Raw genomic sequence first — 24,804 nt, forward strand, 5'->3', positions numbered from 1 at the left:
AGTTCCCAAAAAGGAAAGAGATTGATAAAATTTAGATTGATCGATCAGTCAACAAAGGAGTGGAAGCAATGATCAAAATTTTAACCGGCAGACAGTCCGATCCCCTGCAAACTGAAATCATCGGCCGGGCTGCCCGAAATTATCTGGCTCAGCCTGGCAAAGATACTTTTATTATTGTTCCAAACCATATCAAGTTTAACACAGAAGTTGCCGCAATAGGCAAAGTCGCCCAACTTCAAGGGCGGAAAGAGACCAGCGTTAAGCACCTGCACGTCCTGTCCTTCTCCCGCCTGGCCTGGTTTTTCTTTAAAAAAGCTGACCTGCTCATGCCAGAAAGCCTGGATGACGCGGCCGCGACCATGATTTTGGAGCAGATCATCAACAAGCGCAGGGATGAACTCTTGCTTTTTAAAAACACCCACGCCAATTCTGGCATGATCAAGCAAGTCTACAGCACGATCCTGCAGGTTCATACCGGCCAGCTGGACCTGGCCAGCCTTCTAGAGCGGGCAGCTGACCCGGCAGTATCCTTGGACCTGGACAATGAAACCAGAGATAAGCTGCATGACCTGGACTTGATCTACCAGGATTTTTTGCAAGTTGTCAGCGACAAGCACTTTGCCACCAAGGATGAACTGAATATCCAGCTGAACCAGCTTCTGGCCAGCCAGCCAGACCTGGTCAGCCAGGCCAGCTTCTATGTGACTGATTTCTCCCATTTTTCCATTCAAGAAAAAATGACCATGCAGCTGCTGGCGGCTTTTGCCAGCGACATGACTTTTGCCTTCAAGACCGCTGACGGCAGCCTGCTCGAACCCGTGGCAGGCGAATACGACTACGTGGTCCAGAAGACCATCCGGGACTTGACTGGCTATTTCTCTGCTCATGATTTTGCTTGGGAAAGTGAAAAAATCACCAGCCAAAGCAGCCCGGCAGAAAGTTTAAACAGGGCCTGGCAGGGGGAAAGCGTGCCGGACTTAAACAACCTCCAGCTGGTCAAGGCGGATTCCCGCTACGCCGAAGCCTATTTCGTGGCCCGGACCATCTATGACGAGGTGGCCTTAAAAGGCTGCCAGTACCGGGACTTTTTGGTCCTGGCTCCGAACCTGCAAGAGTATGAAACTTACCTGGCCCCGATCTTGCGGCAAAACCAGATTCCCTTCTTTGATGACTTGCAGCAGCAAATGAAGTACCACCCTTTGGTGATTTTGCTGGAAAATTTAGGCAAGCTTCTCCAGCAGCCAGGCGATACGCCAGCTCTTTTGAGCCTCATGAAGACCCGCCTCTTGATCCCGGCTTGGTATTTAGAAGGGGATGAAGAAGCTGGGGAAGCCGCGTATTTACGCGATGTCGACCAGCTGGAAAATTTTGCCTTAGCCCACGGGATCAAGTACAGCCTTTGGCAAAAGCCCCTCAAGGACTTCACCAAGGCCCAGGTGATTGCCCTGGACCAAGAGCAATATCAAAAGCGCCTGGAGCGTTTGGATAAGCTGCGGGACTTTTTTGTCAGCAAGATCTCCCGCCTTTCCAGCCAGCTGAAAAATGAAAAAGACAGCATGACCGCCGTTAAGCTCTTCTTTGACTTCTTGGTCAAAAACGGGGTCAGTGCCCGCCTGGAAGCTTGGCGCTTAAAAGCCAGCGAGAGCGGGGACTTGCAGCAGGCCCAGCAGCCGGAACAGTGCTGGAATCTGCTTTTGTCTCTTCTGAAAGACTACCTTTTGGTCAACCCGGAAAACTTTGCCTGGGCTGACTTCTTTAAGATGCTGACGGCGGCCTTTTCCCAGGCCAATTTCGCGACGATTCCAGCCAGCCTGGACGCTGTCACTTTGTCAGAATACGGGATGGTGCAGACCAGTGGCTACAAGCAGGTCTTCATCATCGGGGCAGCCAATGGCAGCCTGCCGCAAATCAGTGACCAGCCCAACTTTTTGACCACGGAAAACCTGGCCAGTTTGGCTGACTTTTTTGCTGAAGACGCCTACCTAGAAGATGCCCAGCAGCTCCGCAACTTGGACCAGGAATACCAATTTGGCAATGCTTTAGCCCTGGCCTCTGACCGGGTCTACATTTCCTATCCGGTAATCAATTCCAATAACGACTTGCTGGATCCTTCTATTTATTACAAGCGTCTGTTGAAGATGGTTAACGGCCGGGAATACCGGCAAAGGGACCTGCCAGACAACAGCGAAAAAGACCGGACCGAATTTGCCCGTCAGCTTTTGCTCTTTTTGACCAGTCCCAAGGCCAGCTTGGGCTATTTGGCCTATGCAGAGGAAAATTCCGCCCAAAGTCCGCTGGTGACCAAATTAGTCAAACTCAGCCGGCAGTATGAAGAAGAAAAGGCAGAAGAAATCGCGGAAGGGATGGCTTACGACAACAATCCGCAAGACATCTCAGAGGACCTGGCTGAGCGCCTGTACGGCAAAGACCTTTTGTCATCGGTCTCCCAGCTGGAAAGCTACTACCAGAATTCCTTTGAATACTTCCTTAACTATGGCCTGCGCCTGCGGCCCCGGGCAGAAAACGAGCTGAACGCCATCCAGTCCGGCAACTACTTCCACCGGACTTTTGAGCTTTTGCTCAAGGAAATGCAAAAGAAAAATATCGAAATTGACAAGCTCAGCGAGCTGGACCTGGAGCTTTTGCTCAAGCAGGTCAGAAGCGAGATCCTGCAAGAACCCCTTTACCAACAGTTTTTGCGCGATCCCTTTAATCAATATCTCTTCAAAGCTTTTGACAAGACGACCAGCAAGGTGGCCCAGAACTACCGGAGAAAGCAGCAGGAGAACAAAATGCGGGCTACATACGGGGAACTGGCCTTTGGCCCGGCGGAAAAATTGGCCGGCCTGGTCCTGCCTTTGAAGAAGTTTGCCGGCCAGCGGAAGATCAGCCTCCGGGGCAAGATTGACCGGGTCGACCTCTTTAACGGGGACCAGCACGTTTTAGGGCAACTGATTGACTACAAGTCTTCTGACCACAGCTTCAACCTGGCCCGTTTTGCCGGCGGGGTGGATCTGCAGATGATTGCCTACCTGGATGTCTTGGAAAAGAACCGGGACCTCCTGGCTGGCGGGCGGCAGTTTGACCTTCTTGGTGCCTTTTATCAGTATGTCACCCGGAAGCTGAATTCCGTCAATTCTTCATCAAATGGGGCCTTGTTTGACAGCAAGCTGCAGCTGAAAGAGAACCTTTTGGGCGGGGAAGACAAGCTGAAACTGTCCGGGGTCTTTGTCAGCGAGCCAGCCTGGTACCAGGAAGTTGACCAAGTCCTGGAGAAAAAGTCAGCCAGTCCGGTCTATCGGGGCCTTAAGCTGAATAAGAGTGGCACTTTTGGCAAAAAAGACAACTTCTTCAGCCAGGACGAAATGAGGGAGCTCTTAGAGTATGTCGAAGCCTTGATCGAAGACGCGGCCAGCGAAATCTTGAGCGGGCAGATCGCCCTAAATCCCTTCCGGCAGGGGACCAGCACTGGCCTAACATATAGTGACTACAAGGACATCTTCTACTTTGACCAGCAGCTGCCGACCAACTCTTACCGGGACCTGCCAAGCCTGAAAAAGGCTGAGCTGCTGGCCTTGATTGAAAAAAGGCTGGGGCAGGGTATATAGAAAGGAAAAAGTATGGCTGTAAAATACACACCAGACCAGGCCAGCGCTATCGAAAGCCGGGGCCAGGATCTTTTGGTCTCGGCTTCTGCCGGCTCAGGCAAAACCAGCGTTTTGGTTGAAAGGGTCATCCGGGAAATCATGGAAGACCACTTGGAAGTTGACCAGCTCTTGGTCATCACCTTTACCCGGGCCGCGGCCAGTGAAATGAAGCAGCGGATCAAGCAGCGACTGCAAGAGCGCCTGCAAGTGGAAACAGACAGCAGCCAGGCCGACTTTTTGCGCCGGCAGCTGGCCCAGATTGATACCGCGATCATTTCCACGATCGACTCCTTCTGTTTGGATGTCATCCGCCGCTTCTACTTCGTGATTGATATCGACCCGGACTTCAGCATTTTAACTGACGCGACCCAGATTGAGCTGTTAAAGGAAAGAGCTCTTCGGGATGTCGAAAACGGCTACCTGCAAAATGAAGACCAGAAGAAAAAAGACCGCTTCAGGGCCTTTTACGATGCGTTTGCCGGCGACAGCAACGTGGACGCGGCCAGAGACCTGCTATTGGAGTTATACCATTTTGCCATGGCCCGGCCAAACTACCGAGGCTGGCTGCAAAAATTGCCTGCCTCTTACCAGCTGGAGACCAGCGACGTCGTCGACAGCCCCTTGTGGCAGGAGAAGATCAAGCCTTACCTGGAAGAAGAATTTTCCAACCTGGCTGACAAGCTGACGGCTTTGATGGCCGAAGCAGACTTTGACCATGAAAAGTTTGTCAAATACCAGCCACCTTTTAGGGCTTTCGCCGCCAGCTTATCCAGCTACCGGGAAAGCCTGGCTACAGATGATCCCTTTGACCGGCAAAGAGACTTGCTGGCCAGCTGCCGGTTTGACGGGACCTTGCGGACTAACAAGGACATCGCCGACTTTGTCGAGGAGGCAAAGGAGGTTAAAGAAGCTGGCAAGCAGCTGGTCTTCAATGTCTACACCAGTTTTTACGCAAATAGCAATGCTGACCAGCAGGCCCTTTTGGCCAAGGGGGCTGAAATCGTGAAGACAGCAGCTGAAGTCGAGCTGGCCTTTATCGATCGCTTCAATGAGTTAAAGCGGAATGACCGGGTTCTGGACTTCAGCGACATGGAGCAATTAGCCTATGAAATCCTGACCCAGGACAGTTCAAATTCCGACTTGGCCCGGGCTTACTACCAAAACCGCTTCAAGGAAATCATGGTCGATGAATACCAGGACACCAACGCCTTGCAGGACGGTTTGATCCAGCGGCTGAAAAAAGACGGGAAGAACAACCTCTTTATGGTTGGGGACGTCAAGCAGTCAATTTACGGCTTTCGCCAGGCGGAGCCCAGTCTCTTTATTGCCAAGTATGACGAATATGGCCAGGAAAATTCGGCAGGCAAGAAGCGGATTATTTTTGCCGAAAACTTCCGCTCCAGCCAGCCGGTCACCCAGGCCGTCAACTTGATCTTTGACAGCCTCTTGACCAAGGACTTTGGCGGGATTGACTACAAAAACGAAGGGCAGCTGAAATTCGCGGCCGGTTATGATCCAAACGCTGCCTTGCCAACAGAAACAGAAGTCCTCTACCAAGAAGATTCTTCTGCTTCAGAAGATGACGGGGAATTGGACCAGGGCGATTTGGCCATGGTGATCAGCCGGATCCAAAAGTTGCTTAACGACCAGACGCCAATTTTTGACCCAAAGACCGGGCAGACCCGGCCGATCAGCTATGGAGACATTGCCATTTTGACCCGGTCCAAGACCAGCAACCTGGACATCAAGCAGGAATTTGACCGTTACGGGATTCCGCTTTTTGTCATGGATGTCCAGAACTACTTTCAGACCTTTGAATTGACGGTCATCATGTCCTACTTGAAGATCATCGACAATCCGGACCAGGACATTCCCCTGGTGGCGGTTTTGCGGTCTCCGATCTTCAACTTCTCTAGTTCTGATTTGGCGGAAATCCGCCTGGTCAACAAGAGCATCAGCTTCTACGCGGCTTTAAGAACATATGCTAAAAAAGATACTGATCTGGCTGCCCGCTGCCGGGACTTTTTGGACCAATTGCAAGATTTGCGGGACTTTGCCTTGAGCCACCGGATTTCAGAACTGCTCTGGACCATTTATGAGCGGACCAGCTTTTTGGAAATCGTGACCGCCATGACCAACGGCCAGCAGCGCCGGCTCAATTTGACCGCCCTGTATGAAAGAGCTAGCGCCTACGAAAGCTCGGGCTTCAAGGACCTTTACCAGTTCATCAACTTTATCGCCAGAATGCGGAAGAACCAGAAGGACCTGGCCCAGCCGATCTTGAGCGAAAATGCTGACAATTCAGTCAAGCTGATGACCATTCACGCCTCAAAGGGGCTGGAATTCCCGGTCGTCTTTGTCCTGGGCTTGGAGCACCGCTACAATTACCAGCAAGACATCACCGGCAACTATGTTTTAGATGCCAGCGGGCTGGGTTTGTCCTTTGCCTACCCGTTTGATGAAGCGGAATACCGGGCAGATACTTTGGTCAATGCCTGGCTGAAGATTGCCAAAAAGCAGAAGCTGCTGGAAGAAGAAGCCCGTCTGCTTTACGTAGCTTTGACCCGGGCTAAGCAGAAGCTGATCCTGGCGGCAAATATCAAGCTGCCGGCTAAAACTGACCTGGCAGGCCTGGAAGAGAAGTGGGCCAAGGAAATTTCAGCTGGCCGCCTGCCCCTTTTGGACAAGATGAAGGTGGCCAAGCCCCTGGACTTTTTAGCCCCGGCCTTAGCCCACGCCAAGCAAGTGAAGCGGCTGGGAGAAAAAGCCGTCAGTGACTTGGCAGTTGGCCAGGAAGACAGTCTGGTCTTTGTCCACTTTGACCCAAAGAAAGACCAGGCCCAGCTGCCGGCAAATGAAGCGGCAGCTGCCGGCGGGGAAGACTTGACTGAAGAGGAAGAAGCCGTCTTTGAGCAGGCGGAAAAACTCTATGCCTTCAGCCAGGGCGGCTATCCCTACTTGGATGCCAGCCGGACGACGGCCTACCAGGCGGTCTCTGAAATCAAGAAGGCTTTTGGCGACCCGATCGAAGACGAACTGGCCGACTCCCACATTTCAGAACTGCAGTCAGCCAACCGCTATTTGCAGCCGATCGATACTGAGCCAGAATTCCTCTTCCAAAACACGGTCAGCTCAGCTGAACTGGGGACGGCCAGCCACTTGGTCTTGCAGTACTATGACTATGCCAAGGGCGACAGGGATGCAATTGACAGCTGCATTGCCGGCCTGGTTGAAAAAGGCCGGCTGAGCCCAACTTTGGCCAGCAAGTTGGATCGGGAAGCCTTGTCTTGGTTTGTCAAGAGCGACTTTGCCAAGGACTTTTACCAGCACCCCGACCGCCTTTACCGGGAAGAAAATTTTGCCACCATCTTGTCACCGAAGACTTTATTTAAGGATTTCAGCGATTTTCCAGGAGAAATTTTGGTTCATGGGACAATCGATGGCTATTATGAAGCAGAGAATGGTATCATTTTATTTGACTACAAGACTGACCACGTTAACCCGCGTAAGCAGGATGAAGCAATCCAGAAGCTGAAAGAGAAGTACCAGGGCCAGCTGCGCCTCTATGAAAGAGCCTTGAACGAATCAGGCCGGCTGCCTGTTTTGAAAAAGTACCTGGTGCTTTTGAGCTGCCGGGAAATTGTTGAAGTTGATTAGAAGTTTTTAGGAGTGAAAGGAGCGGAAAATGGCGGATTTTTTTGCCGGCGAAACCTTCGCGGTCGTTGACTTGGAAACGACCGGGACGCGCAAGGAGGAGGGGGACCGGATCATTCAGTTTGGCTGCGCCTTGGTCAAAGACGGCGAAGTGGTCAAGACCTATTCTTTTATGATGAACCCCCACCGGGAAATTCCACTAGCCGTGACCAATCTGACCGGGATTGACCAAAAGATGGTGGCTGGCCAGGCTGATTTTAAGCACTATGCCCCGAAAATCCGCGAGATTTTGCAGGATACGGTTTTTGTGGCCCATAATGTCAATTTCGACTTTCCCTTCTTGAACTATGAACTGACCAATGCCGGCTTTGAAGCCTTGACCTGCAAGGCGGTTGATACGGTTGAACTGGCCAAGATCGCTTTTCCGACCCTGCCTTCTTACAAATTGCGAGACTTGACGGCCAGCCTGGAGATTAAGCACGCCAACCCTCACAAGGCCGATTCTGATGCTTATGGGACAGCCGTTTTGCTCATCAAGATCATCGATAAGCTGGCCTCCTTGCCCCAGGCAACTTTGAATGTCCTGGGCTCTTTGGCCGGGGGGTTAATCCGGGACACGGGCGATGTGATCAAGGAGATTGCCGACCAGTCCCGGCAAAGCCGGCGCAAGCTGCCTAAAGACAAGATCCAGGTCCGCAACCTGGTCTTGAAGAGGCAGGAAATTCCCGCGGTTGAACATGGGGAAAACGGGCATTTCCCAGTTAAAGACGCTGACAAGCGCAAGCTTTTTAAAGGCAAGATCAATTACCGGCAAGCCCAGGTGGACTTGATCGACCGCCTGCACGACTTTGTCGAAGAAGAAGGGCAAAGAGTCATGCTGGCTGAGGCCCCAAATGGGACAGGGAAGACTTTTGCCTACCTTTTCGCCTATGCCTACCAGCTTTACTCTGGCAAAAAACTGGTCATTGCCACGCCGACCAAGGTTCTCCAGCAGCAGCTCTTAGACCAGGAAATTCCCCAGCTCCTGCGGGTTACGGGCCTGGGCTTAAACGCGGAAATGGTCAAGTCCAGCAGCCACTACCTGGATTTGGACGGTTTTGCCCAAACCCTCTACCAGAATTCACCTAACAAGGCGACCTTGCTCTTGCAGATGCAGATCCTGGTCTGGCTGACGGAAACGACGACGGGGGACATGGATGAATTGCAGCTGACCAGCCAGCAGCTGCCGATTTTTAACCAGCTCAAGCACCCCGGGGATGCCCGGGTGGCCAGCCAGTTCGCCAGCGTTGACTTCTGGAACCTGGCCCGCCGCCGGCAGGAGCAGGCCAACATTCTGGTGACCAACCACGCTTACTTGGTCAACCACTACATGGACTCCATCTGGGGACAGAACCCTTACCTGGTAATTGACGAAGCCCACCGCTTCAGCGAAAACCTGCAGACGGCCCGGACGGACTCACTTCGCCTGGAAGCGATCTGGGGCAGCATCAGCCACCTGCGCAATTTGCTCTATTTTACGGACAACAACTTGCTCAGGCAAAGTGAGGAAAATGTCCAGCTGCAGTTCATGCTGGATCTCTTGGACCAGGAGAGCCTGGACCTGATTCACAGTTTGAACCGGATGCAAAAGTATCTCTACCAGCACAAGGGGCAGGCAATCAGCCAGGTGGTTTTGCCCAACAAGAGCCTACAGCTCACTATCCAGGGCCAGGATCTCTTCCCGGAGAACTCCCAGTTTAAGCCCCTGCTCAGACAGTTCCAGCAGCAATTGGAACAGGTCCGGATCCATACCAACCAGATCCGCTACTTGCTGGAGCAGGAAAAAGACCGCTTTTTAACAGATGAAGAATCCCTGCTGGAAGAATTGAACGACCAGGTTGACTTGCTGGAATTCTACACGGAAAAGAGCTACCAGCTGGCTGACCTCTTGAACCAACCGCTCTTAGATCATTTGGGCTTTGTGGTCAACGTGACCAATCCCGAAGATGCTCTCAGCAGCAACCTTCACTGGCTCAGCCTGGACAGTTCTGAAGAATTGCATAAAATTTACGACCGCTTTGACCATATCAGCATGATCAGTGCGACAATAACTAATGACGGCAATTTTGCCTTTGCCAAGCAGGTCCTGGCCCTGCCAAATTTGGGCGTTTCCTGCTACAAGGGCAAGGCCAGCTTCCCAATGGCCGACCACTTAGAGATCCTGGCCATGGGGGAAGGACAGCCGGAACCAGACAGTCCGCGTTTTTTGGAAGAATTGAAAAATATCCTGACCAAGGACTTAAGCGGGCAAAAGCATATTTTGTGCCTGTTTACCAACCTGGACTTGATCAAGCAGCTCTATTTTGAACTGCTGAATGATCCCCGGGTTAAGGACTATGAGCTTTTGGCCCAGGGCTTGACTGGGTCAAACGAGCGGATCACCCGCCGCTTCGTTATCGCGGAAAGGTCAATTTTGCTGGGGGCGGACAGCTTCTGGGAAGGGGTGGACTTCCACAATTGCGGGATTGACCTGGTCATTGCTACCCGTCTGCCATTTGAATCGCCGGACCTGCCGGAGGTTAGCCTCAGGCAGCACTATCTGGCCCAAAGAGGCTGGGATGTCTTTCAAGAAGACTCTTTGCCCCGGGCGATTCTCCGCCTGCGGCAGGGATGCGGCCGCTTGATCCGGGGCGAGGATGATTACGGGCAGTTTTTGATCCTGGATCCCCGGATCTGGACCAAGAGCTATGGCCCGGCCTTCCGGTCCAGCCTGCCGGCTCCGGTGCAGAAGGTCAAAGCAAGTGAATTAAAAAATAAGTTAAAGTTCGAGAGGTAAAATGCTTAACGAAAGAGTCAAAAATGTTCTGCAATATCTGGCCTGGCTGGTCTTTTTCCTGTTTTTGCTTTACGCGGGAACGGTAGCCGTCGTAGCTAAGGCCGCCAAGCCTTACAGCCAGCACAAGGAGAAAGTCGCCAAGCTGATCAAGCAGACTTCCATGAAGCAGATTGACAAGTACTATCACTTAAACCGCGGCGTCAGTTCTTATTCAGCCAGCGGGAAAACCAGCAAGGGCAAGGCGGCCTACTTCATCTATTTGCCTGGCAGCCACAAAGCCTACTATTATTCAGCTAATGACGGCGTTAGCGAAAGCACGGTGAAAGCCAACTTCCAGAAGTCATACCCAAAGAAGACCATCAAGGAAGTCAACCTGGGCTGGTATCAAAAGCAAGCCGTCTGGGAAGTTACGGCGGTCAACAGCGATGGCAGCTACTGCTATGCCATTTACAAGTTTAAAGACGGCAAGCTCCTGTCTCTAGTCGATAAGTTATAGAAGAGCGGGCAAAAATCTGCTATCATGGATAGAGTTAATAAAATAAGGTGGAATAAAAAAGAATGACAGAATTGATTTCAATCAGAGAATCAGCCAAGCACGTTGACGAAGAAGTCAGAATGCATGTCTGGCTGACTGACAAGCGGTCCAGCGGGAAGATCGTCTTCCTGCAATTAAGAGACGGCACGGCCTTCTTCCAAGGCGTTGTCCGCAAGAACAATGTCAGCGAGGAAGTTTTTGAAGCAGCCAAGGGCCTGCGCCAGGAAGCTTCCTTTTACATCACTGGGACCATCCATGAAGACGCCCGGTCCCACTTTGGCTATGAGATCCAGATCAGCGACCTGGAAGTTGTTTCCAACAACGAAGGCTACCCGATCACCAACAAGGAACACGGGATCGACTTCCTTTTGGACCACCGTCACCTCTGGCTGAGAAGCCGGCGGCCATTTGCCATCATGCAGATCAGAAACCGGATCTTCAAGGCCACGGTCGACTTCTTTGAAAACGAAGGCTTCGTGAAGTTTGACGCGCCGCTTTTGATGCACTCAGCGCCAGAAGGCACTACGGAACTCTTCCACATTGACTACTTCGACCACGATGCTTACCTGTCACAATCCGGCCAGCTTTACGGGGAAGTCGGGGCAGAAGCCTTCGGCAAGATCTTTACCTTTGGGCCAACCTTCCGGGCAGAAGCTTCCAAGACCCGCCGGCACTTGACTGAATTCTGGATGATGGAACCGGAAATGGCCTGGATGCACCAAGATGAATCCCTGGACCTGCAAGAGCGCTTCCTGTCTTACGTAGTTGGCCAAGTCCTGGAGCACTGTGAATACGAATTGAGCATCCTGGGCCGGGACCTGGACAAGCTGCGCCCAGCTGCTGAAGGCAACTACACCCGCCTGTCCTACGATGACGCGGTTAAGATGCTGCAAGAAGCCGGCAAGGACTTCAAGTGGGGCGACGACTTCGGCGCGCCAGATGAAGCCTTCCTGTCAGAACAATTCGACCGGCCATTCTTCATCGTCAACTACCCGGTGGCCATCAAGCCATTCTACATGAAGAAGAACCCGGAAAACCCATTGACTTACCTCTGTGCCGACGTGGAAGCACCAGAAGGCTACGGGGAAATCATGGGCGGGTCAGAACGTGAAGCTGACTACGACACCTTGAAGGCGCAAATCGAAGAAGCAGGCCTCAACCTGGATGACTACTCCTGGTACCTGGACCTGAGAAAGTACGGCAGCGTGCCGCACTCCGGCTTCGGGATGGGCTTTGAACGGGTTATCGCCTGGATTTGCAAGCTGGACCACGTTCGTGAAGCTATTCCATTCCCAAGAATGATCAACAGAATGCAGCCATAAGCGCATTAGTTGTTTTTTAACAAGTATAAAAGCTAAAATAAAAGAGTGAGTTAACTCACTCTTTTATTTTTTGTGAAAGAACGTGAGAAAATGCCAAGTTACAATTTTTACCGGCAGCTGGGAGTGACCAGCATCAGCAATGGCTTGATTGCCTACTATGCCCGCTTGGGCCTAACTGAAGCGGAACTGGCCCTGGTCTTGCAGCTGGAAGCTTTTTTTCAAAGGGGAAATTACTTCCCCAGCAATGAAAAAATCGCGGCCAACACCAATTTCAGCGTCAGCGACGTCACTCTCTTGATCCAGAGCCTGCTGGACAAGGGCTGCCTGTCACTGAGGCAGGCAAAGGACGCCAGCGGGAAGATCAGCAGCCGTTACAGCCTGGATGAGCTCTATGACAAGCTGGACCAGTATCTAGACCAGCATGTCCAGGTCAAGGACATGAATGGGGAAGTCCTGGAAGAAGCTAAGGACAGCTTGAACAACGACCCAATGAGTGACCTGGCCCGGGAGTTTGAGATTGAATTTGGCCGCTACTTGACCCCGATTGAGCGGGAAGAAATCCAGGACTGGCTGAATTTGGATCACTATGCCCCGGAGATAATCAAGCTGGCTCTTCGGGAAGCAGTCTTGTCCCGGGCTATGAGCTTCAAGTACGTTGACCGGATTTTGCTGAATTGGCAGAGAATGAATTTAAAGACCGCAAGCGAGGTCCAGCAGTACTTGGAAAGAAATCGTTAGTAAGTTTACGGAGGATTTTGATGGGAAAAGACGAAAAGCTCTTGAGTGATGAAGAAGCAAGAAGCGTTTTACAGCGGATCGATGCCATGTTCCCGGAGGCTAAAGGGGAGCTGAACTGGGACAACCGTTTCCAGCTGATCTGCGCTGTCCTGCTCAGCGCCCAGACGACAGATAAGATGGTCAACAAGGTGACCCCGCAGCTCTTCGCGGATTTTCCGACCCCGGAAGCCATGGCGGCGGCCAGCCAGGAGGAAATCGAGGCAGATATTTCCCGGCTTGGCCTCTATCATTCTAAAGCCAAGCACCTCAAGGAAATGTCCCAGACCCTGGTTGATGAATACGGCGGCCAGGTACCGGGCAAGAAGGAGGACCTGGTCAAATTAGCCGGGGTCGGCAACAAGACGGCCAATGTCGTTTTGGCTGAAGGCTGGGGGATTCCGGCCATCGCGGTCGACACCCATGTGTCCCGGATTGCCAAGAAGTTCAAGATCGTGCCGGAAAAGGCAACTCCTTTGCAGGTGGAGAAGCGGCTGGAAGAGCTGCTGCCAAAGGACGAGTGGATCCACACCCACCATGCCATGATCTTCTTTGGCCGCTACAAGATGCCCGCCCGGGCCAAGAACCCGGATCCCTACAGCTATTTAGATTAAGCTGAGAAAAAAAAAATTTGAGGAGCTAGCAGTGATAAAATTGATTGCCTTGACACGATTAAAAAAGAAGTTTTGGGCATGTAAAAGACCGCCGGAGAAGGCGGCCTTTTTTATATATATTATGCTAAAACATGCTTGATAAAAGCATCCAGTTCCTTTAAAACAGCTGGAGAGGTGAATTCCCCGCCGCCGTGGTCAGCACCCTTGATCAAGATATAGGAGGCTTCTTTGCCGCACTCCTTTAATTTCAAGTAGAGGTCGGTGCTGCCGGCTGTGTTGACCGTCCGGTCTTTTGTGCCATGAATGATCAAAACTGGCGGAATATCGGTGTCCTTGCTGATATTGCACTCAACTGACAATTTCCGGCGCAGGTCTGCCTGCTCTCTTAAGTCGACACGGCCCATTTCCATCCCTTCAGGACTGTCAGCCTGCAGGTGGTTGATGGTTGTCGGGTTGCTGTCTTCCCGCATGACGGAGACAGAGCCGTAAAAGTCGACTACACCACTTACTTTGGCATTTACATCAGGGTAGAGATTGTCTTCGCCTTCCGGGAAAAAGCTGGCGTAAACGGCAGTGTGGCCGCCAGAAGAGTTGCCCGCTAAAATAACCCGCTTTGGGTCGCCCTGGTATTCGGGCCCATGCAGCTTCATGAAGCGAACGGCGTTTTGGGCATCCAGAATCGGCTTGGGGAAGGAAGCCACGTCGCTGCCCCGGTATTCGACAACCGCGACGACATAGCCGAGAGCGGCAATTTTTGCCATCTGGGGCAGGTCCCGGTAAACATCTTGTTTCATCCAGGCAGAGCCTTGCACGTAAACAAAGATCGGGTAAGTCAGATCATTTGGATGATTTCGCGTGGATGGTTCCAAGATCTGCAAGCTTAGTTTCTGCCCGCCATAATCAGCGTATTCAACGTTTGGGTGGTAGAGGACTCTGACTTCATCGCCTGTACTGTCGATATATTTTACGTCAGGCAAGTCGGTTTGGTATTCCGGAAAATCCGCGTAAGACCATTTTTTAATTTCCATAATTTTTTCTCCTTTTCACATGCTAATTCAATTGTAGGGCAGGAAAAAGGATTATTCCAGGCAAAAAGTCAGCGTTTTCAATAGAAATTACAATACACCAAAAACACCGGCAGAGATTAAACTGACGGTGTTTTCGCGTTTATAGATTCAGTAAAAATTACTGGTTGACGATGCTTCTTGGCCGACCGCCCTTGGCGATGGTCAATTGGTCGCTGAGGCAGATCTGCACCATGTTGCGGATGGAAGTTTCCGTGTAGAAGGCTGAGTGAGGAGTGATGACGACGTTTGGCATTTTGGCCAGGGTCTTGTAGTCTTCTGGAATTTCGCTGTCCTTAAGGTCCTTGTGGCCGAAGTAGCTGGATTCCCCAGCCAAGGTGTCCAGGCCGGCACCGGCGATTTCACCATCTTGCAAAGCATTGATCAAGGCTTCAGTGTCGACTAATTCACCCCGGGCACAGTTGATCAAGTAGGCAGACTTCTTCATTTCCTTCAGTTGCTTTTCGCCGATCATGTTTTCAGTTGATGGGAAGAGTGGGGTGTGAAGGGAGACAATGTCAGCTTCCTTTAAAACCGTGTCAAAGTCGGTGTAGGTCAAAAATGGTTCAAATTCCGGGTTATAAGCCACGTCATAGGCAATGACCTTGGCCCCCATGGCTGAGAAAATTTCCGCTACAGCGCTGCCGATGTGGCCGACCCCGATCAAGCCGACAGTCAAGTTGTAGATTTCATTGCTGATCAAGTTGCTTGGCCAGGTGAAGTCATGGTCATGGTCCATTTGATAGCGGAAGATCCCGATTTTGCGCAAGAGGTACATGGCCTGGGTAACCGTCATTTCAGCGATGGCCCGCGGGGAGTAGACTGGGACGTTAGTCACCAGTAAGTTGTACTTCTTGGTCCAGTCAAAGTTGATGGTGTTGAAGCCGACGATTCTGAGGCCGATGCACTTGACCCCGTATTCGCTCAATTTTTGGTAAACAACTTCTTCGTCAACCGGGCCCAGGGGCTTGATGGAAACGCTGCTGCAGCCTTCAGCTAAATCAACAGTCGCGCTGGTCAAGGCCTGGTCAGTCGTCTTGACTTCAACATCGTTCTTCTTAGCCCAGTCTTCAATGTAAGGCACTTCGATCGGGCTGACGTTATACATGGCAATTTTAGTCATAAAAAACTCCTTTGTTACTTCAGCTTTTGCTTTTTACTACTTATATTCTACCGCAAATGCTGGTCAAACCAGGCAGTAATTTCCTGCAAGCGGCGGATCCGGTGTTTTGGCTGCCCGCTTCTGGAAAGCTCGTGGTTTTCGCCTTTAAAGAGGCACATTCTGCTTTCTACCCCGTAGTAGAGCAGGGCCCGAAACATTTGCATCCCTTCCGGCAAAGGACATCTGTAGTCTTCCAATGAGTGAATGAACAAGGTCGGCGTGGTAACCTTTTTAGCGTATTTCAAAGGAGACTGCTGCCAGGCGTAGTCCAGCTTTTCATCTAGATCCTTAGCATCAATGGAGTAAAGGTCATCCCAAGGACCCACGTCAGACATAAAGGCATCGCTCAACCAATTGGACATGGATCGCTGGCTGGCGGCAGCCTTGAAGCGGTTAGTGTGGCCGATTACCCAGTTGGTCATGTAGCCCCCGTAAGAGCCGCCGGTAATACCCAGGCGTCTTTCATCAATTTGCGGGATTTGAGCTAAAACTGCATCGGTGAATTTCATCAAATCATTGTAGTCTTCCCGGCCCCAGTGTCCCCGCATGTTGGCGTAGTCGTTGCCCTGGCCGTCAGAACCGTAGATGTTGGCAAAGAAGACAAAGTAGCCCTTGCCTGCCCAGACCTGCATTTCATGGAAAAATGGCGTCCCGTAGACGGTCTTTGGCCCGCCGTGAATGTCGAGAATAGCCGGATATTTTTGCTTTTCATCAAAGTCTTTCGGGTAAAGAACCCAGCCGTGCTGAGTATTGCCAGCATAATTCTGGTAGTCAACTTGAAAAGCGGAAGCGACATAGCGGTCCTTTAAGGCAGCTTCGTTATAGCTGGAGTGCTTGGTCAGCTGTCCGTCTTTAAAGCTGTAAAGCTGCTGGGTCTCGTTGGCATTTGGACCGGTGAACCAGCAAGTGCCATCTTCCGTAAAGTCAAAGAATTCGATTGAGGGGAATTCAAAGACTGGGGTAATTTTTTCACCGTCAAAGCACTCCAAGACCGTGTGGTCGACCTTGGTAGTAGTGAAGTAAAGGCAGTCGTCAAAGACTTGACTGGTTCGCACGTCTAACAGGCAGAGGTCGGTGTCAACGCAGTCGCCCCAGCAGTCTTCCCAAGCCGCGGCTAAGGATAATTCTTGCTTTTCTGAGTCATACTTGTAAAACTGCGGATTTTCTTCTGACCCGTAGCGCTTTTCATCAGTGGCCACCAGGTAGAGCTGGCCCTTTAAAATGCAAATGGCAAAAATTGACCATTCTTCTTTTGGCAAAAGCTGACGGTACTCCAAGCTCTTTAAGTCCAGCTGGTAGAGAGCGGACTTGCGGGCCTTGGACTTGGTGTAAGAGTCCCCGGTGAAGTAGAGGACAGAGCCGCTCACATAGTGGAGGTCAAAGTTGAAGTATGGGTCATCTTTTAAGAGTTCGGTCAGTTCATTTTTGGCCGGGTCAAAAATGAAGAGGCGGTCGCGGAACTTGGAAATAATGCCATCGCCGTTGAAGTAGGCAGGGAATTCGTCTAAGACCACATAATCTTTTTCATCCGGATCCTGCTTCTTTTCCGCTTCGCGCAGGTCAACCCGCCGGCCTAAAAGCAGGCGGCCGTCTTCTAGGACCTTTTCGACCGCGAAATCTTCTCCCTCTAAAGCCGCAATTTCCCTTGCTTCACCGCCAGTTAAAGAGAGCTGGTAGATAAAAGTCTTGCCTTTTTCCTTTCTTCGGTTACCGGCAAAGCAGACCGTGTTTTCATCAAGAAAGACGAAGTCCTTTTCCTGGCCAAAGGAGCTAAGCGGGGTGACTTGCCCGTTTTTTAGTGTCTCTAAGGTATAGAGGTACTTGTCCTTTTTGCCGGCGTCTGGCAGGCCCTTGACCCAGACCAGGTTCTGCCCCTTGGCCTTAAGCTTGCCCAGGTTGGCATAGTGCAAGATGTCTTCAATTTGAATTGCTTCCATAATTTCCTCTTTTCTATTTTTGTAAGTCTTGTTGACAGTTATTCTTGTTTTTATCCTGTTGTCATATATTTTAGCAGATAAAAAAGCTGGAATACCTGCTTTTTTACAGCAAGTATTCCAGCTTTTTCAGTCATTAGCGTTTTCAAATTGCGAGTTATAAAGGCTAGCATAGAAGCCGCCCTTGGCCAGGAGCTCCTCGTGGTTACCAGTCTCCATAATGTCACCGTGGTTGATAACCAGGATCAGATCAGCATCTCGGATGGTAGACAGGCGGTGGGCAATAACGAAGCTGGTCCGGCCTTCCATCAGCTTGTCCATGGCAGCCTGGACCTTGAGTTCAGTTCTGGTGTCAACACTGGACGTTGCTTCGTCCAGAATCAAAAGCGGGGCATCTTTGATCATGGCCCGGGCAATGGTAATCAGTTGCTTTTGCCCGGCTGACAGGTCGTCGGCCTTGATCGGGGTATCATAGCCAATCTGGTCAACCAGGTCGCTGAGGCCAGTTGCCTGGCAGACTTCATCCAAGCGTTCATCACTTACTCCAGTCTGGTTATAGACCAAATTTTCTCTCAGAGTCCCGTTAAAAAGCCAGGTGTCTTGCAAGACCATGCCAAAGAGCTGGTGGACGTTTTCTCTGGTAATATCTTTGGTAGAGACGCCGTCGATCTTGATTGAGCCGGAATTGATCTCATAAAAGCGCATCAGCAAGTTGACGATAGTGGTCTTGCCGGCGCCGGTTGGCCCAACCAGGGCAACTTTTTCACCAGGAGCAACTTCAGCGGTGAAGTCGTGGACGATGACCTGCTCTGGGTAGTTGTAGCCAAAGACCACGTGCTGGAAGCTGACCTGGCCCTTGACCTGGTTCAGCTGCTTTTTGCCTTCTTCTTTTGGCATTTCTTCTTCGTCCAAAAAGTCGAAGACCCGGCGGGAAGCGGCCAGCAGCATTTCTAAACTCGAAGCCATTTGCCCCAGGTTTTGCAAGGGCTCTGAGAAAAGGCGGATGTAGATCATGAAGGCCACGATGGTCCCGAAGCCGATCTGCCCTTGGTGGGCAGCGATGGCGCCGACGATGCAGACAACCACGTAAGCAGCGTTGCCGGCAAACTGCATGATTGGATTCATGGAGCCGGAAAGAGCATTGGATTTCCAAGCATATTCATAAAGCTGGTCATTGACCTGGTCAAATTCCTGGCCAAGTTGCTTTTCTCCATTGTAGGCCTTGACAATTGCCAAGCCAGTGTAGCTTTCTTCAACTTTCCCGTTCAAAGTGCCCAGCGTTTGCTGCTGGCTGTTGTAGTAGCGCTGTGATGAGGAAATGAGGCCGGTGGAGAAGATGAAGCCTAGGAGGGCGGTAATCATCCCGGCCAGGGCCATGATCCAGTTGGTCATGAGCATCATGACGATGGAACCGACCAGCATGGCCAAAGAGGAGACCAGGTTGGAAATACTCTGGTTCATCATTTGCCCAATGGTGTCAACGTCGTTGGTTACCCGGCTCAAGGTGTCGCCGGTTGTGTGGCCGTCAAAATATTTTAGGGGGATGCGGTTGATTTTTGCGGAAATATCCTGCCGCATCTGCTTGGTCATAGTCTGCGTAATCGTGGACATGGTCCAGGCTTGATAAAGGTTGCAGAGGCCGGCAATGAAATAGATTATTATCAATAAAGTACCAATTGAGCCAATTTTCTTCATGTTCATCGGGCCGGTCAAGCCTGCGGAGATCAAGTTGGTGACTTCTGACAGCTTGCTTGGTCCCCAGACGTTCAAAAGGGCACCAATAACCGCGACGATGATGGAAAGAATCAAGCCGAGCCGGTAGCGGCCCAGGTAGGCGATAAACTCTTTAGCGGTCTTCAGGTTGGAGGCAAAACCTGTATTTTTCTTACTCATGGCTCATTTCCTCCTTTGACAATTGTGAAGAGACGATTTCCTGGTAGCTTGGACAATTCTTGAGCAGGTCGTCGTGCTTGCCCAAGCCAACGGCCTTGCCGTGTTCCAGGACCAAAATCTGATCAGCGTCTCTGATAGTGCTGACTCTTTGAGCAACGATAACTTTAGTAGTGTTTTTTAGCTTTTTGCCTAAAGCTTCCCGCAAAAGCCGGTCGGTTTGGAAGTCAAGAGCGGAAAAACTGTCGTCAAAAAGCATGATTTCTGGCTTGCGGGCAACAGCTCTGGCAATAGAAAGCCGCTGCTTTTGCCCACCAGACACATTGCTGCCGCCTTGGGCGATCGGGGCGTCAGTTTTTCCAGGCATCTGGTCAACGAATTCACTGGCCTGGGCGGTTTCAATCGCCTGGTCAAGCTCTTCCGCGCTTTTGACCCGGTCGGCCTGGCCAAAGCTGATATTGGACTTGACTGTTCCTTTAAACAAAATGGCCTTCTGGGTCGCGTAACCGATCCGGTCCCGGAGGCTGGTCCGCTTGTAGGACTTGATGTCCTGGCCATCGACCAAAATCTGTCCTTTAGTTGGGTCATAAAAGCGGACGATCAAGTTCAGCAGGGTAGTCTTGCCCGACCCGGTGCTGCCGATAATGGCAAAAGTTGAACCAGGCTCGACCTTAAAAGAGAGATTCTTCAGCACTTCACCGCTAGTGCCAGGATACTTGAAGGAAACATTTTTGAATTCGATAGAGCCTGCCGGACCTTGACTGGCAGTTTCCGTCCCGTCAGCCATTGAATCAGGAGTATCCAGAACCTCGCTGACTCTTTGGGCGGAAACGGATGCCCGGGGCCAGAGAAAGACGATCATGGACAGCATCATAAAACTCATGACAATCTGCATGGCATAACTGGAGAAGACGACCATGTTGGAAAAAATCCCCAGCTTTTGCCCGCTAGAAGCGCTGGTGATCAAGGATGCACCTAAAAGATAGATAACCAGGGGCAAAAATGAATTGATGAACTGAACGGAGGGGTTGAAGATGCTCATGACGTGGAAGGCGGTCATGTTGTTGTCGGTCAGTTCGTTGTTAGCCCGGGCAAACTTGTCTTGCTGGTATTCTTCCGCGTTGTAGGCCCGGACGACTCTGATCCCGGTCAGTTGTTCTCTGGTGACCCGGTTCAGGTTGTCGTTTAAGGACTGGATTTTTTTAAAGCGGGGCATGGCAACTGTCAAGCCGATGGCAAGTACAACCGTGATCAGCAAGAGGGCCAGTGCCGTTGCCGCGGTCCATTGCCAGGCCTTGTTCAAGATTTTAACGATCGCCCAAGTGGCCATGATCGGTGACATGAACATAAATGACATCCCCATGCCAATAAAGTTCTGAATCTGCGTGATATCGTTGGTTGTGCGGTTGATAAGGGAGTCACTTGAGAAGCGGTCGACATCCTGCATGGCCATGTGGATAGTCTTTTGGTACATTTCATGGCGCAAGCTTTTAGCCAGGCCAGCCGAGACAAGGGCGGCCAGGTAGTTGGCCAGAATCATGCCGATCCCAGCCCCAACAGCGCAGGCCAACATCCAGGCCCCCTGGACCAAAATATCGCCCATTTGGGCCTTGGGCGTTTCAACCAGCTTGGTAATGGCTGACATATAGTCCGGCATCTTTAGGCTGAGCCAGACGGTCATAATGATGGCTAAAAAGCAGACTGCGGTTTGGGCAGCTTCCCGCGGAGTCAGATAATGCAGTGCTTTCTTCATCTTTTCCTCCTTAACAAAAATCGAAATAACGATACCTAGCTATTAATTTAGGCATTATTTGGCTTGATAAATCGACTTGTAAGCCTGGACCAAAAGAGAGTGGAGAATTCCTTGCTCTGTCTCAGTCATTCCGCTTAAAAGGCGGTCTCTGGTTTCAATCATGTTCTGTTTGGCTTTGCCTTCGACTTCCAGGCCTTTGTCAGTGATCCGGGCCTGCTTGCTTCTGCGGTCCTGGGGATCCTCAACCAGCTGGATCATCCCTTTTTCTTCCAGGCGCTTGACCAAGCCGGCTACCGTTGACTGGGCGATGTGGAGCTGCTTTTCAAGCAGTTTAAGAGGCAGCTGCCGCTTGCCAGCCAGTGAAAATTGCCGCAAGATTGCTGCTTGAGATGGGGTGACGTCCAGCTTTTTCATGTGCTGGGTCATCTGCCGGCTGATTTCATCGTGGATCATCTTGATTTGGAAGGGGATGTCCGCGTCTTCAATTTTTGGTTGGCCAAATTCTTTCAAAATAAAAACCTCCTTTTCAATGATTCACTGTCTATTCTATTTGTTTCACTTCTAAAAATCAATAGCGAGGTATCGATTTTTGAAAGAGAAAAAATAAAGTATGGTCAAAAACCATAAACTTAAGAAGACAAGAGCAAAGAAAAAGGCCTGCCAGACTCTGTCTGGCAGACCTGAGGCTTAATTGCCTTGTTTATTGTCAGTATTATTGTTGTCCTGCTTGTTTTCTTCAGCCTTCGGGGCTTCGCTGCTCTGGCTGGACGAAACAGCAGAGCTGGAGGAAACCGAGCTTGAACTTGCTGAGCTGGATGAAGATGAGGATTTTGAACTTACTGAAGAACTTGAACTGGACTTAGAAGAGCTGGAACTGGAGCTGGACTTGACGCTGGAAGTTACAGTTGAGCTGGAACTTGTAGTAGAACTCGTGCTTGAGCTGACATAGTCAGCGTCAGTCGGTGAATGCCCCTTAACGAAGAGTTCCCAAGTATATGACTGGCCAGGGGAGGCCACTTCGTCTTCAGTATTCTTGACGATCCGCTTCTTAACGACCGTTGATGGCATTTCCCAGTCGGTGCTGTCTTCGTCAGCCATCAAGTAAGACATCATATACTTGTAAATCAGCTGGGCCGAATACTGGCCGACTCCGGAAATCGTCCCGTCCTTCAAATTGTCATAGCCTGTCCAGATCCCAATCGAGTACTGTTTGGTATAGCCAACAAACCAGGAGTCTTTTGGCGTTGAGCTGTAGCTTGGGTACTTAACTAGCTCTGAGTCGGAGTACTTAACCGTACCAGTCTTGCCGGCTTCGTAAATCCCGCTGACCTTGGCCGTGGTCCCGGTCCCGCTGGTGAAGACGCCCTTGAGCATGTCAGTGATCATGTAGGCGGTTGACTTCTTCATGACCCGCTTGCCAGTAGAGTTGTACTTGCGCACTTGCCCGTCAGCCGTTTCGATCTTGGAGACGAACTGCGGCTTGCGGTAGACGCCCATTGTCGCGAAGGCCCCATAAGCAGCCGCCATCTGCAAGCTGGAGGCGTCAGCCCCGATCGCTGTTGACAAACCAGCATTAGCAGAGACGTTGACGCCCAGTTTTCTGGCAAAAAGTGATGCCCGGGAAATCCCGACTTCATTCAAGGCTCTGACGGCCGGCACGTTTCTGGACTGAACCAGGGCGTAGCGCATGCTCATTGACCCTTGGTAAGTGTTGTCCCAGTCATAAAGCTGGATGTTGGTGCCAGGGTAGGTGTATTTGGTATCCTGCAGGATATGGCTGGTTCCCCAGTTGAGATATTCAATTGCCGGGCCGTAGTCTAAGACTGGCTTGATCGTTGACCCGGTCGACCGGCCGGTTTGGACTGCCCGGTCAAGTCCCAGCTGGACTGATGGCAATTTCCGGCCCCCAAGGATGGCGATGACGTGGCCGTTCTTCGGGTTGACGACCGTGGCCCCGATCTGCATCTTCTTGCTGGTGAAAGCAACGCTGCCGCTGTTGGCCAGGGAGTAGAGCTTGTTTTGGGCAGCCTGGTTGATGTTGATGGTAATCTTCAGGTTGTCGTTATATGGGTCATAGCCGTCAGCCTGCACTTCAGCAATTGCTTCCTTGATGTAGGCGTCGTCGACCTTGCGCAGCTTGGATTCAGTGCTGGTCGTGTGCTTCTTAAGCCCCTTCTGCACGTCTTCAGCCTTGGCAGCCAGGTACTGCTTTTTGGTGATTTTCTTATTGTCGTACATAGCCTTTAAGACCAGGTCCCGCCGGTACTTAGCCTTCTTTGGGTAAAGGTAAGGGTTGTAGGCCACCGGGGCGTTAGGCATCCCGGCCAAAAGGGCCAGCTGGGCCAGGTCCAGCTGCTTGAGAGACTTGCCATAGTAGTAGTTGGCTGCCGTCCCCATCCCATAGGTCCCGTAGTTCATGTAGACCTTGTTGATGTAGAATTCAAGGATCTGGTCCTTGCTGTATTCTCTTTCAACCTTCATGGCCAGCCAGGCTTCCTGGGCCTTTCTGGACAGGGTCCGCTGGGAGCTGGCGGTTGAGAAGCAGGTCAATTTGACCAGCTGCTGGGTGATGGTTGACCCGCCGGCCACGGTGCTGGAGCTCTTGACGTTAGTCAAGAAGGAAGACACAATCCGGAAGGGGTCGATCCCCAAGCTTTCAGAATAGAAGCGCTTGTCTTCAATGGAGACGACCGCGTCTTTCAAGGTCTGGGGGATATCCGAGTCTTTAGCATAAACCCGGGTTTGTGAACCCAGTGACATTAAAAATTTGCCATCAGTGGTGTAAAAACTTGATGTGCCGCCGCTTTGCAGCTTGGCGGTGCTGATGCTCGGCGCGTCTTTGGCATAATAAGCGAAGACGCCGACGCCGGAGATGATCAGCAAGAAAAAGAGCAGAAAAAGCCATTTGATTACCCGCAGAACGGGCCGGGCCTTCTTGGCGCCGTCATTGGCATGCAGGCGGGCCATCCGCGTGTTCTTTTGCTCTGGACTATTTGTTGCCATGTTCTTGTTTCCTATCCGCAATGATCCGGTCGACCGCCTCTAAATAAGGCAGGGCAGGCCGGAATCCGCTTTTAATTTCAAAGGAGTTAGCTTCGATTTCAGCAAGAGTCATAGAACTCTTGCCGGCAGCCTTCCAGTTTTGCCAAGCTTGAATCAAAAAAGATGCCGGGGTAACGAAGTAGCGCTCCAAACTCATGAAACCGATAAGGGCAAAACAGATGCCCTCTTGGTCCAGGCACTGCTGCAGGTGCAGGATTTGGTGGTCATGAAAGTTCTTTAAAGGAAAAGAAGTTTTGTTGCGCGTCTCCTTGGCTTCAAAATCAAGGTAGTAGCCCTGATAAACGCCATTGTAGTCAGTCGTTGAGGCCTGTCGGAAGTAGGCCTCGCGGATGACGGCCCGCGATCTTTTCGGGTAGTCGACCTTGACGATCTGGATCGGGGTCGGTTTCTTGTGGACGACCGCGATGCCCGCGTCGAGGTAGTACTGGTTTGATTCGTTGATCTGCTGCTCCAGGGTCATCCCGCGGTCGGAAAAGCTGGCCTTCTTAAGCAGGGCCTTTTCTCCTTGCCGCTGGGCTGCCTTTAAGGGGATGACAGATCCAGTTGGGTATTTAACCATAAAGTTCACTCCTGGAAG

General features: G+C 51.3%; 15 protein-coding genes. 7 read left to right on the top strand and 8 right to left on the bottom strand.

Translation table 11 applies throughout. The features are described from left to right. The first annotated feature begins 68 nt into the window (after window positions 1-68). The 7 genes from ACYVUT_RS04880 (at window position 69) to nth (ending at window position 13,361) form a co-directional block, all read left to right on the top strand. Window positions 69-3,608, top strand: coding sequence for a PD-(D/E)XK nuclease family protein (locus tag ACYVUT_RS04880; RefSeq protein WP_484500107.1), 3,540 nt, complete (start codon window positions 69-71; stop codon window positions 3,606-3,608). Between the two features lie 12 nt (window positions 3,609-3,620). Then, window positions 3,621-7,304 carry a helicase-exonuclease AddAB subunit AddA gene (addA, locus tag ACYVUT_RS04885; RefSeq protein ID WP_484500108.1) on the top strand — a complete coding sequence of 1,228 codons (3,684 nt, stop codon included), beginning with the start codon at window positions 3,621-3,623 and terminating at the stop codon, window positions 7,302-7,304. Window positions 7,305-7,332: 28 nt separating this feature from the next. Beyond that, window positions 7,333-10,116 carry a helicase C-terminal domain-containing protein gene (locus ACYVUT_RS04890; protein WP_484500109.1) on the top strand — a complete coding sequence of 928 codons (2,784 nt, stop codon included), beginning with the start codon at window positions 7,333-7,335 and terminating at the stop codon, window positions 10,114-10,116. A 1-nt stretch (window position 10,117) separates the two neighbouring features. Beyond that, window positions 10,118-10,612 carry a hypothetical protein gene (locus tag ACYVUT_RS04895; protein ID WP_484501556.1) on the top strand — a complete coding sequence of 165 codons (495 nt, stop codon included), beginning with the start codon at window positions 10,118-10,120 and terminating at the stop codon, window positions 10,610-10,612. Window positions 10,613-10,674: 62 nt separating this feature from the next. Continuing rightward, window positions 10,675-11,973, top strand: coding sequence for an asparagine--tRNA ligase (gene asnS, locus ACYVUT_RS04900; protein WP_484499122.1), 1,299 nt, complete (start codon window positions 10,675-10,677; stop codon window positions 11,971-11,973). Between the two features lie 90 nt (window positions 11,974-12,063). Then, a complete protein-coding gene (locus tag ACYVUT_RS04905) occupies window positions 12,064-12,711 on the top strand; it encodes a DnaD domain-containing protein (RefSeq protein WP_484500111.1) in 648 nt (215 codons plus the stop codon). A 20-nt stretch (window positions 12,712-12,731) separates the two neighbouring features. After that, complete coding sequence (gene nth / locus ACYVUT_RS04910) at window positions 12,732-13,361, top strand: endonuclease III (RefSeq protein WP_484501557.1); 630 nt, start codon at window positions 12,732-12,734, stop codon at window positions 13,359-13,361. A gap of 119 nt (window positions 13,362-13,480) precedes the next feature. On the opposite strand, the gene ACYVUT_RS04915 is transcribed toward nth, so the two are convergent. The 8 genes from ACYVUT_RS04915 to recU all read right to left on the bottom strand — a co-directional run bounded on the left by ACYVUT_RS04915 (window position 13,481) and on the right by recU (window position 24,786). After that, window positions 13,481-14,389 (bottom strand): alpha/beta hydrolase fold domain-containing protein, encoded by a 909-nt coding sequence (locus tag ACYVUT_RS04915; RefSeq protein ID WP_484501558.1) that lies wholly within the window; start codon window positions 14,387-14,389, stop codon window positions 13,481-13,483. 157 nt (window positions 14,390-14,546) lie between these two features. Continuing rightward, the gene (locus tag ACYVUT_RS04920) at window positions 14,547-15,548 is read right to left on the bottom strand and encodes a D-2-hydroxyacid dehydrogenase (protein ID WP_484501559.1); all 1,002 of its coding nucleotides are present in this window, start codon (window positions 15,546-15,548) and stop codon (window positions 14,547-14,549) included. Window positions 15,549-15,595: 47 nt separating this feature from the next. Continuing rightward, entirely contained in the window at window positions 15,596-17,524 is a 1,929-nt protein-coding gene (locus ACYVUT_RS04925) for an alpha/beta hydrolase family protein (RefSeq protein WP_484501560.1), read from the bottom strand. 126 nt (window positions 17,525-17,650) lie between these two features. Next, a complete protein-coding gene (locus ACYVUT_RS04930; protein ID WP_484501561.1) occupies window positions 17,651-19,414 on the bottom strand; it encodes an ABC transporter ATP-binding protein in 1,764 nt (587 codons plus the stop codon). Further along, entirely contained in the window at window positions 19,407-21,164 is a 1,758-nt protein-coding gene (locus ACYVUT_RS04935; RefSeq protein WP_484501562.1) for an ABC transporter ATP-binding protein, read from the bottom strand. Before ACYVUT_RS04935 ends, ACYVUT_RS04930 begins: the two co-directional genes overlap by 8 nt. A gap of 54 nt (window positions 21,165-21,218) precedes the next feature. Then, complete coding sequence (locus tag ACYVUT_RS04940) at window positions 21,219-21,674, bottom strand: MarR family winged helix-turn-helix transcriptional regulator (protein ID WP_439775172.1); 456 nt, start codon at window positions 21,672-21,674, stop codon at window positions 21,219-21,221. Between the two features lie 177 nt (window positions 21,675-21,851). Then, window positions 21,852-24,167, bottom strand: a complete 2,316-nt coding sequence (locus tag ACYVUT_RS04945) for a transglycosylase domain-containing protein (protein ID WP_439776334.1) — start codon at window positions 24,165-24,167, stop codon at window positions 21,852-21,854. Continuing rightward, window positions 24,154-24,786 (bottom strand): Holliday junction resolvase RecU, encoded by a 633-nt coding sequence (gene recU / locus ACYVUT_RS04950; protein WP_484501563.1) that lies wholly within the window; start codon window positions 24,784-24,786, stop codon window positions 24,154-24,156. The genes ACYVUT_RS04945 and recU overlap by 14 nt, the downstream gene beginning before the upstream one ends. Window positions 24,787-24,804: the final 18 nt, after the last annotated feature.

Source organism: Lactobacillus sp. WILCCON 0059 (assembly GCF_057197985.1).

Bases quoted from the DNA above. Each gene is read 5' to 3' on its own strand.
- ACYVUT_RS04930 (WP_484501561.1), bottom strand. From the start codon at position 19,414: ATGAGTAAGAAAAATACAGGTTTTGCCTCCAACCTGAAGACCGCTAAA.
- ACYVUT_RS04915 (WP_484501558.1), bottom strand. From the start codon at position 14,389: ATGGAAATTAAAAAATGGTCTTACGCGGATTTTCCGGAATACCAAACC.
- recU (WP_484501563.1), bottom strand. From the start codon at position 24,786: ATGGTTAAATACCCAACTGGATCTGTCATCCCCTTAAAGGCAGCCCAG.
- ACYVUT_RS04905 (WP_484500111.1), top strand. From the start codon at position 12,064: ATGCCAAGTTACAATTTTTACCGGCAGCTGGGAGTGACCAGCATCAGC.
- ACYVUT_RS04920 (WP_484501559.1), bottom strand. From the start codon at position 15,548: ATGACTAAAATTGCCATGTATAACGTCAGCCCGATCGAAGTGCCTTAC.
- addA (WP_484500108.1), top strand. From the start codon at position 3,621: ATGGCTGTAAAATACACACCAGACCAGGCCAGCGCTATCGAAAGCCGG.
- nth (WP_484501557.1), top strand. From the start codon at position 12,732: ATGGGAAAAGACGAAAAGCTCTTGAGTGATGAAGAAGCAAGAAGCGTT.
- asnS (WP_484499122.1), top strand. From the start codon at position 10,675: ATGACAGAATTGATTTCAATCAGAGAATCAGCCAAGCACGTTGACGAA.
- ACYVUT_RS04895 (WP_484501556.1), top strand. From the start codon at position 10,118: ATGCTTAACGAAAGAGTCAAAAATGTTCTGCAATATCTGGCCTGGCTG.
- ACYVUT_RS04925 (WP_484501560.1), bottom strand. From the start codon at position 17,524: ATGGAAGCAATTCAAATTGAAGACATCTTGCACTATGCCAACCTGGGC.
- ACYVUT_RS04935 (WP_484501562.1), bottom strand. From the start codon at position 21,164: ATGAAGAAAGCACTGCATTATCTGACTCCGCGGGAAGCTGCCCAAACC.
- ACYVUT_RS04890 (WP_484500109.1), top strand. From the start codon at position 7,333: ATGGCGGATTTTTTTGCCGGCGAAACCTTCGCGGTCGTTGACTTGGAA.
- ACYVUT_RS04945 (WP_439776334.1), bottom strand. From the start codon at position 24,167: ATGGCAACAAATAGTCCAGAGCAAAAGAACACGCGGATGGCCCGCCTG.
- ACYVUT_RS04880 (WP_484500107.1), top strand. From the start codon at position 69: ATGATCAAAATTTTAACCGGCAGACAGTCCGATCCCCTGCAAACTGAA.